At 48.7% G+C, this 4513-nt stretch carries 3 protein-coding genes; all 3 read right to left on the reverse strand.

What is annotated here, in order from left to right:
* Positions 1 to 90: 90 nt before the first annotated feature.
* Complete coding sequence (locus tag LGT40_RS00885) at positions 91 to 699, reverse strand: DUF1989 domain-containing protein (RefSeq protein ID WP_226071256.1); 609 nt, start codon at positions 697 to 699, stop codon at positions 91 to 93.
* Positions 692 to 1411, reverse strand: a complete 720-nt coding sequence (gntA, locus tag LGT40_RS00890; RefSeq protein WP_226071254.1) for a guanitoxin biosynthesis heme-dependent pre-guanitoxin N-hydroxylase GntA — start codon at positions 1409 to 1411, stop codon at positions 692 to 694. The genes LGT40_RS00885 and gntA overlap by 8 nt, the downstream gene beginning before the upstream one ends.
* A gap of 389 nt (positions 1412 to 1800) precedes the next feature.
* Positions 1801 to 3684: a monovalent cation:proton antiporter-2 (CPA2) family protein gene (locus LGT40_RS00895; protein WP_226071252.1), complete on the reverse strand. Its 1884-nt coding sequence runs from the start codon at positions 3682 to 3684 to the stop codon at positions 1801 to 1803.
* Positions 3685 to 4513 lie beyond the last annotated feature (829 nt).

Consider the following 4513-nt stretch of genomic DNA (forward strand, 5'->3'; position numbering starts at 1 on the left):
TTTTTTGCCTTATCGTCTTTATTTTCAAACCATGTCACACGAACGACTGGCATAAGTAAACTCCTTTAGAAATTATCAAAATCGTTCAACTCAGTTTCCATGTCGCAAAACTTTAAAGTCGATTGGTTTATAGTTGAAATTATTCGACTGTCCTGCTGAACATGCCGTCATGGCTACTATCAAAGGCATTTCTGCCCGAAAGCGAACAAAGTCACCTGCTTTACTCAGCGGTGGTAACACTTGAAACTCACCTGAATCTGCATTAACCGCCACATGCATAAACACATTAAAGGCAATCGGTATGCGATCAACACCAATATTGTAGGGCGCAAGTGCAGCAACAAGATTTCCTTCACAACCCGGGCGGCCTTCATCTTCGCCATAGATGATCTTAAACGTATCTTTGGAGCAGGGAGTCAGGGTAAAGTCATGCCTTCCACAGGTATCCTCAAGAATAGTGAACATGGGACGGCTACGATTCGAGTATAAAATATCGCCTGTGGTAAGCCACATACGTGAGGCATAGTCCAGCGAACGTCCAGACGACAGGTATTCCTCACGATTAGTCCGTTCAAATGCGACCAGATCGCTCACTTGTTGGCCTTGTGGATCGATGATTATCAATTCATCACCTTTATCCAGTTCGACGCTTTGCGCTGAGCAGGGTGAAATTCGAATGGTCTCTATCGCGTTATTCATTATTTCTCCTGAAATCATATGGACACTGCCATTGGTCTTCCACTTTACGTCCACTGTACTGACGAGCCTCACTTGCTTCACCAAAGTTGGCCAGATTGGGATTGATTGAGCCTTGCAACTCCTTATCGCGTGAACGAGTGGCTTCTTGCATCTTCTCAAAACGGCCGTCTTTTCTAAGCCTATCAAACTGTCGGTGAGAATTAAAAACCATTGCCGGATGACTAAAGCGTCTGGCCATGCGTGAAGCATGTGGATGCAAACCAATAATAAAAAACGGATGACCCGACAAGCTCATACTGAAACGGGGATTGTTGGTATCGCTACTCACATCATTAGCGGGTTTGTTACCTGCTTTAATATCGAGCTTATGGAGACGCCATAATTGAGCCCATAGCTGTGCCTCGAACTCATGCTCATTCATATCAAAAGGACCATCAAATAACGCCACATAGGAATGCACTTCCATACTGTCATCATCAAGCGTATCGAGCATTTGAACAAATCGAGAAAGACCATCGACAATGCGTTGGTCATTCTCATGGGTGCCCAACTTATCAAACTCATGCGCTTCGATTGAGTCATTGGCCAACGCAGCTTTTGCCCCTACACAGGGAAAAGTATTGTCATCGATAAACTCAAAAAAGCGTTCGCTTAACGTTAATTCGGGCAGATCAGTAACATCTGCAGTTTGAAGATTCTGGTTAGGGCTCATCAACGTACCTTCAATAAATAATGAAAATATGGACAGCCAGATCTGAATCAAAAAAACTTGTCTTCAGTGAGCAAAATTTACTCAAAAGCCATACCAAAAGAGATAGGAGCAATATGAGTGCCACAGTAAAATTACGGAAAAGGATTTAATTTTTAACTATCGACACCGTGTGTATGGGTGAGGATAACTTATTGAATAACATTGAAAATATTTGAATTTATAATCAATAATTTATGACATTACTCAATATTTCTGTGGGGTGTGAATTTTAAACAGTTGAGATCATGTGAATTTTTTACAGACTTATTTATAAAATAATATCAATTACGTTTATCGGGTATGTATGAGCTGAGATAAGAATGCCGTAAACGGCGTCTTTATTTTCGCGATCAGCCATTTTCTTTCGGTGGCGTCCACGCTGGTTTTTCGTCCTCGCTTCGCTTTGCGTGCTCCCGCATGGCATGCCCCAGCGACTCTTCCAGCTTCATGAACAACTCTCCGTAACGCGGGCTGAAATGGATGCCTTCCTCGATATTACGCCAAACGTCGAATAGTTGGTCTTCGTTGGCTTTTTCGCTGGCGACAAAGGATTGGGTCATCCGGCGGGCGCGCTCTGGGTGCACGCCCATGGCTGTAAGGGCCTCACCACCGAGTTCCAGGGCGGAGTAGTAGGTCTCGCTGACCACATCATCGGCACCGGCTTCACGCAACTCGTAACCGTGACCGCGGTCGAAGGCGCGGGCCAGCACCCAGACCCCCGGATAAAGCTGTTTGACGTGACGCACCAGGCTCACTGCCCGGGCACGGTCATCGATAGCGACGATGAGCAGGCGTGCCTCGGCAATCCCGGCGGTTTCCAGTAGTTCGATGCGGGTGGCGTCGCCAAAGTAACTTTTCAGTTGGATCCGGCGCAGATTTTCGATCTGATCCAAGGCATGGTCCAGGGCCACGCTGGGAATGTTGTTGGCGCGAAGCAAACGGCAGACAATTTGCCCGAAGCGGCCAACCCCTGCCACGATCACCGGCGCCTGCTCTTCTATCTCATCCGGCTCCGCTTCTTCATTTGAGGCCTTCTGATAGCGCGGTAGCACCACCCGGTCATAGACAATAAACAACAGCGGGGTCAGGAACATGGATAGGGCTACCACCAATGACAATAGCTGTGCGGTCTCCGTGGCAATCACCCCGTTCTGAGTGCTGTAGGTCAGCAGGACAAAGCCGAATTCTCCTGCTTGGGCCAGCCCGAGGGTGAACAACCAGCCTTCACTGCCGCGGATACGGAAGACAAAGGCCAGACCAACCAGAATCAGCGCCTTGCCCACGATAACCGCCATGGCGAGAAGCAGAACCGTATCCCAGGTATTAGTCAGCACCTCGAAATTGATCCCCGCACCCACGGTAATGAAGAACAACCCCAGCAGCAGTCCTTTGAATGGTTCGATATTGGCTTCCAGCTCATGCCGGAACTCGCTGTTGGCCAGCACCACACCGGCCAGAAAAGCGCCAAGCGCCGGCGACAGATTCACCAGGCTCATGAGCGCTGCGATGCCGATAATCAGCATCAGGGACGTGGCGGTGAACACTTCCCGCATGCCGGACTGCACTACGTAGCGGAACAGCGGCCGGCTCAGGTAATGACCACAGACAATCACCAACATGATCGCGCCAACCACCACCAGCCCATGTGCCCAACCCGGCAGGTTCTCAACCAGGCTGAGGCTGCTGTGTCCGTGCTCTGTCGTGCTGGTACCGACAATTTCCGACACGACCAGCAGCGGGATGACTGCCAGCATGGGAATCACCGCAATGTCCTGAAAAAGCAGCACTGAGAAAGCACTTCGGCCGCCTTCGGTTTTGACCAGGCCCTTTTCGGTCAGTGTCTGCAGGACGATTGCGGTGGAGGACAGGGAGAAGAGAAATCCCACCGCCACGGCGGTTTGCCAGGGCAGTCCCAGAGACCAGGCAAAATAGGCGGCTGCGGCTGCGGTCAGTGTGACCTGCAGGCCGCCGAGACCGAGCAGCCGGACCCGCATGGCCCAGAGAGATTTGGGGTCAAGCTCCATCCCCACCAGGAACAGCATCATGACCACGCCGAACTCGGCAAAATGTTGAAGGGTGACCGTCTCCTGGCCCACCAGTCCGGTCACCGGCCCGATGACCAGACCGGCCATCAGGTAACCGAGTACCGACCCCAGCCCGAACCGCCTGGCCAGCGGCACCGCGATCACCGCCGCTACCAGGTAAATAAACGCTTGAATAAAATAGTCAGTCATCAGAGTACCCAGTCATGTTTGTGGGGCGACAATCAGATATCCGTTTTTCTAACGCTAGACCAAGGGCTGCATATCCCGCTAGTTAGTTTGTTTTGATCCGATCAAGCAGGATCTCCGGCTAAAACTCCGGGAGAATCCCTGAGCAACTGGAAGCGAACAGCTTTCAGGTAAGAGCGCTAATGGATCTGGCAGTGGGACCATCTATCAAATGGCTGATGTTATACCAGCGGTAAAGATTGGCCACCGAAGGCAGGTCTGCAAGCGCGGCTGATTAGGGTTTTTTGGCTTTGTGTCCGGTTCGGATAATTACTCTGATAATAGTCATAAAAATCACTATACACTTATTTATATCAAACCTCTTTTGTAACTCAGATATGGCACTCTGGCCGGGAGACAATAAGAGGGCCGTGCGTTGAAAACCATCAGAACCAAAAGGGTCAGACACGATTGATAATCCCATCGTTACAGGGTATTTTTTTTCAGTGAATATTGCGAAATATTCGACATAATTTATTGTGATCGTTTTTACAGTACTTATGGGAATCAGGGCGGAGGTCAAACGCCATTATTTTATGATTTACCAGAGTGCGAAAAAGCTTGAGATTATCTTAATAACCAGCGACGTCCGGAATAGAAATACTTTCTTTCTTCAAGAAGACCAAAAATGATGATCCTCATCTTCCTCTTTCCAATAGCAAAAGAAATTAAATCATTTAACGACAAATATATTAACTGTAATAGCCCCATTTTAAAACGGACACTCAATTATTAAGCGATAGGCTTAGACCTATCTTTAAGGAGTGTCTATGGAACGTATTGAAATTTTTAC

The organism is Methylophaga pinxianii (genome assembly GCF_020447225.1).
GTDB classification, from domain to species: domain Bacteria; phylum Pseudomonadota; class Gammaproteobacteria; order Nitrosococcales; family Methylophagaceae; genus Methylophaga; species Methylophaga pinxianii.

Excerpts from the sequence above, each read along its gene's own strand:
- gntA (WP_226071254.1), bottom strand. The coding sequence starts at position 1,411 with ATGAGCCCTAACCAGAATCTTCAAACTGCAGATGTTACTGATCTGCCC.
- LGT40_RS00895 (WP_226071252.1), bottom strand. The coding sequence starts at position 3,684 with ATGACTGACTATTTTATTCAAGCGTTTATTTACCTGGTAGCGGCGGTG.
- LGT40_RS00885 (WP_226071256.1), bottom strand. The coding sequence starts at position 699 with ATGAATAACGCGATAGAGACCATTCGAATTTCACCCTGCTCAGCGCAA.